At 34.2% G+C, this 4,698-nt stretch carries 7 protein-coding genes; 6 read left to right on the forward strand and 1 reads right to left on the reverse strand.

Going from position 1 to position 4,698, the window contains the following annotated elements; genetic code table 11:
- From BAQ44_RS09520 to BAQ44_RS09540, 4 genes are all read left to right on the forward strand, one after another.
- A partial coding sequence (locus tag BAQ44_RS09520; RefSeq protein ID WP_084669489.1) for a replication initiation factor domain-containing protein occupies nt 1-805 on the forward strand: 805 nt, incomplete at its 5' end.
- Between the two features lie 419 nt (nt 806-1,224).
- A complete protein-coding gene (locus BAQ44_RS09525) occupies nt 1,225-1,566 on the forward strand; it encodes a hypothetical protein (protein ID WP_071721519.1) in 342 nt (113 codons plus the stop codon).
- Nucleotides 1,567-1,577: 11 nt separating this feature from the next.
- Nucleotides 1,578-1,883: a hypothetical protein gene (locus BAQ44_RS09530; protein ID WP_071721520.1), complete on the forward strand. Its 306-nt coding sequence runs from the start codon at nt 1,578-1,580 to the stop codon at nt 1,881-1,883.
- 682 nt (nt 1,884-2,565) lie between these two features.
- The gene (locus BAQ44_RS09540) at nt 2,566-2,766 is read left to right on the forward strand and encodes a hypothetical protein (protein ID WP_071721522.1); all 201 of its coding nucleotides are present in this window, start codon (nt 2,566-2,568) and stop codon (nt 2,764-2,766) included.
- Between the two features lie 23 nt (nt 2,767-2,789).
- On the opposite strand, the gene BAQ44_RS31570 is transcribed toward BAQ44_RS09540, so the two are convergent.
- A complete protein-coding gene (locus tag BAQ44_RS31570; RefSeq protein WP_262726422.1) occupies nt 2,790-2,912 on the reverse strand; it encodes a hypothetical protein in 123 nt (40 codons plus the stop codon).
- Nucleotides 2,913-3,342: 430 nt separating this feature from the next.
- On the opposite strand from BAQ44_RS31570, the gene BAQ44_RS30810 reads away from it, so the two are divergent.
- Both BAQ44_RS30810 and BAQ44_RS09545 read left to right on the forward strand, forming a co-directional pair.
- Nucleotides 3,343-3,513 (forward strand): hypothetical protein, encoded by a 171-nt coding sequence (locus tag BAQ44_RS30810; RefSeq protein WP_161491753.1) that lies wholly within the window; start codon nt 3,343-3,345, stop codon nt 3,511-3,513.
- Nucleotides 3,514-3,602: 89 nt separating this feature from the next.
- On the forward strand, nt 3,603-4,319 hold the full coding sequence (locus BAQ44_RS09545; RefSeq protein WP_071721523.1) for a hypothetical protein: 717 nt from the start codon (nt 3,603-3,605) through the stop codon (nt 4,317-4,319).
- Nucleotides 4,320-4,698: the final 379 nt, after the last annotated feature.

The raw sequence follows: 4,698 nt of genomic DNA on the forward strand, positions 1-4,698 counted from the left end.
ATATGATTCCGGAATGATAGAGAGTTACCTTAAATATAGTGAGTACATTTCATTCGTAGGATTTTCAAAGAACTATAGTTTTCGTCATATGTATCAAGGACTAAACGGGGAGTTATTAGAAATAGGCGAGAAGGGGAAGATACGCTTAGATTTCAACCCTAATAGAGCAAATATGCCACAAGTTAGAGAAATCGTTTCTAGACTGAAATACCCCTATTTAACGAGACTTGATGTAGCGGTAGATTATTTTGGTATCGACTTGTCTGAGATTGAATGGACAAGTATTAAAAGACGGAAGCGGAATTTATGGTTAAGCCAATCGAATGAGGTAGAGACATTATACATAGGTGCACCAACGAGCGATAAACGGTATCGTATTTATAACAAAAGACTAGAGCGGTTAGAGAAGAAAGAAGAACCGGACCATAGAGCAGTTAATGGACATTGGCGGGTAGAGGTACAACAACGTTTTCAAGAGTCCAACAACATATTAGACCCGGTAGATTATTTTGCGGCGGATTTATTCGACATTAAGCCTTATAGAAAGGTGGTCAATTTAGATCATATAGAAAGTGCTAAGGAAAGAATAATGTTAAGAGGTTTATTAGCAGAGCCTAAGGAGCTATTAAACTTAAATGATAGAACAAGAGCTAAATATAAGAAGATGATATTAGAAGCAAGGGAAAGAAGTGGCGTGGCTATAAATCCCGAACCAATAGAAGTTTATACAAAAGAAAAAGACTTGTTAGCTGAGCAACTAACAAGCCTGTTCGCACACTGTGCTAAGAGCGTAGCACAAGTGTAAACTTTAAAACTTATAACAAGTAAATATCTAATGTTAGTATAGCAAAAGAAGAGAGGGAATTCACCTCTCTTTTTCTTTGTTTTAAGGGGATTCGTTAAGATTATATGTATTTCCTTTAAGATTATTGAGTTAGCTTGTGTTTTAGGATTAATAGTTGCTATTTAGGTTACTGTTTGAAAAACACCGTACGTACCCTTTATTGACTTCTACACCCGAAAACCGTTGCCTACACCCTCTCGATTTTATTGAGTTTATATAGGTACGGTGACAATTTAAAAATAAATTCAAATTCTTTTAGTAACCCAGTATACAGATTTTTAGAAAAGGGTTACTATGATGGCAAGAAGAAAATATGTAGATTGCATAGCACATCATATAGCAGATTTCATATTTTCTAATCAAAGGGGGAAGTTATTACGATGATGAATTTATTAAGTTTACAACAGGAAGCTAACAGTTTGATTCAAGATTTAAACGGAAAGGATATTTCTTCAATGAGTTTGATCCAGAAGGCTAGTTATTCTAATCGAATAGTGAAAGTTAGAATGAGCCTTGAGGCATATAGAAATACTCCGGGAGTAAATGAATTTACAAATGCATTAGACTATTTGCGAGTTAAGTTAGCTGAAGTACCACAACAAGAAACACGACAACAGGCTAATGGAAAAAGAGCAGAAGTAATTCAAAATGGGTTAAAGGAAACACCTTATGCAATTCCACAAAGTTTTTACACTGTATTTGGACAAACCGGGCAACGATAGGAGGATAAATAATGATAGTTAACAAGCAATATAGAATACCTAAAGAGTTACACGAAAAATTTAAGGCTACTACAAAAAAGACGGGGACGACTATGAATAATGCCCTTTGTCATTTGATAGCTGAATATGTGTACAGAATGGAGCAATTAGGTTTACCAGAAGTGAAAGAATCTACTTTTTTTCACGTTGAACCAGTGGAAGAGGAAATTAAACCGAAACCTAAATTAAGAAAGCCGGCTAAGAAGAAAAAGGACGGTGAAAAGAATGAAGGAAGTAAAAAAGATAAAGCTGAAGCGGAAAAAGATAGTTCGGAATGAGGAACACTTTAACTTAGAGTTTGAAAAAGCACGGTTAAGTATAGAGATTCCCGTATCAACTAAAGAGAACTTCAAAGAAGCGGTAGAAAAAAACGGGAAGACAATGAAGGATGTATTAGAAGCATATATGCAACGATACACAATGAAAGTATTGCAGGAAGAAGAAAAACAAGATCAAATGATTAAAAACTAATAGTAAAGAAGCTGAATTCCTCGAAATGATAGGGGATAAGGGAACTTTTTGTACGTTTTAGTTTTTATATGGTAGAAGTGCAAAAAACACGACACTTCTTTCTGTAGGACGCTAATTTACGCTAAATGTATTAGAGAACCCCGCAAGGAATAGCGGTGAACCAGGAGGCATTCATGCGAGGGCATAGTCCTCGCGGTTTACGGTATGTCGGTTTTTAGGGAAGAAATGGCGAGGTTTAACGAGGATTGGCGAAGAATTAAGGGTTAAATTAATTGGTTTTCATCGAGTATTAGCGAAGATTAGGGAAGACCACTAAGGAATCAAAGCGTAGCGGTTCATTTACAATGAGAATGTCCGTGGTAGCCTATTATGGCTTGCCAATCCTTGTTTGAGCGTTAGCGAGTTGAAGGAGTGGGGCATTGGCTTATGACCCACGGACTGGAGGCTCGTTGTCAATGATTGAATTCCGTTTATTGGAGGAAGCAAGTTATGGATATAGAGGCTAAGAAAGAAGCATTTGTGACTTTTCTTGTAGAGAAAGTTCTATTTCAAACATTTGCGGAAAGGACTACTTCTTTAGAAGAAAAGGCGGTGTATGAAAAGTTTATTAAGCTATATGATCAAGAATTAGATAGACTAAATTTCGAATTGACAATAGCATCTGTAAATAGAAAAAGAGCTAACCTATAGTGTTATAGATTAGCTCTTTTTGTTTAGAAGAAGAATGTATAAATTCGGATTAGATTTCCAACAAAATTGACCACGTCTTTTGTTATTCCGACTACCTTCATTGCTTTTTTCACTTGTTTCTTAGATTGCTTTTTATTTTTCTTCATAAATTAATTCCTCCTATATAGTAGTTATTCGTCTTTCTATCTATTACTTGTGACGTTTTTTGAGAAACCCTTATTTTTTTTAAAAGAAATTTTTTTCTTACGTTTTTATAGGCGCAGCCATTCTGATTTAATGGCGTGATATATATAAAACCTGAGTAAAAATATCAATTTGGATTGTCAATCAGAAAAGGAGTTAAGGATTTATTTTTTAGGAGATTACTCTATTTGGGGACTGGGTGCTGTAACACCCAGTTTACTCTGTACTTTTTACGACCACTAAACTAAGAAGGGTTTTGATTTTTAGTTAAAACTCGACTGGAGCGGTAGCGGAAAGAGAGCATTCTATCTTTTTTATTAGTATTAGTAGACAAGATAAATCATTGATGTTAAGCTGTTTTTATGTATTACATTTTAAGAAAGGAGTGATATTATGCCTAAAATTATGAAGGCTAGTAACGTACGAGTTCCTAAAACTTTTAGGATTCAACAAGAAACATTGGATTCTATTGAAGAATTGCAGAAAAAAGAAGGTTTGAGCCAAGGGAAGATTTTAGACCTTGCTATTCAATTATTAAGAAGAGAAAAAGAGTTAGCACAATAAAATGTATATCCCATCGCAAATAACGTAGCATACTAACATAGCAAACAAGATAACAAGGAGGGAAAATTAAAAGGAAAAGGTGATCTATAGTGAAAAAAGATTTTAAAACGAATGTTATTGATGTGGCTATAAGGGAATTCACAGAAGCGGAAATGCCTAATGGAAAGTATTATACGATTGTTCCACAAGCGTTGCATTTCTGTCCTTTCTTAGACGCTAATGAATTACGTATTATTTTAGCCTTGTCGGCTTTTGCTGATGGAAAAGGTAAGGATAGAACTAATCAATCGAGATTGAAAAAGCGGGCTAATATTAGCAGTCCTACGACTTTAAGGGATAAGTTAATTAGTTTAGAAGAGAAATACTTCATAGAGATAAATTCTAGTGAGAATAAGAATGGTGGTGTGCCATTAACTTACACTCTGAAGGATTTACATAGTAATCCTTATATTCTTCTTAGCGAAGCGATGGAAGAGGTAGAGGGGTTAGCTAAGGAGTATTACAATGTTTCTACTGATAACATTGTAAAGAAGTTAAATAAAATCGTGCGTAATGAAAATGTTTATTCTAGTATGGTAGCTGAAATACCTCATAGTATTGAGGGATATCAAGTGGCACTAGAAAAGGTAGCTGAACATATCAAGAATGAATTTGAAGAAGAACGAGCGCAGAAAGAAGAAAAAATTTCGAATGTAGTGAGGTTTAAAAAGAAGGTAGCTGAATATAAAAAGAAAAAAGCCCAGTGTAAGAAAACAACTAGGCGCAAGAAAACGACTTATACGGGAAGTAAGTCGCAATCTTTATAAAACATATTGAACTAAACAACTAAGGTCATTATATATTATCTTTTGTAAAATAAATACCTAACCAAAAATTGATTAGGTACTTAGTCAAAAATTGATTACCTTTTAATTAAACCTAACCAATTTTTGATTACAACTAATAAGATATTATATAAGACTACTAAATATATTTATTCTCAAAACTCTCTCGCAGAGGTTTTGAGTACATTCTATAACTAAAGAAATTACTAAAGCATACTAAGATAGCAAATAAAACGGAAAAGAGTGTTAGGTATGGAAACAGATATTAGTATAGACCGCCTAACTTTGCTAGGATATGATTCCGGAATGATAGAGAGTTACCTTAAATATAGTGAGTACATTTCATTCGTAGGATTTTCAA

The organism is Bacillus mobilis, assembly GCF_001884045.1.
In the GTDB taxonomy this organism is placed as follows: Bacteria; Bacillota; Bacilli; order Bacillales; family Bacillaceae_G; genus Bacillus_A; species Bacillus_A mobilis.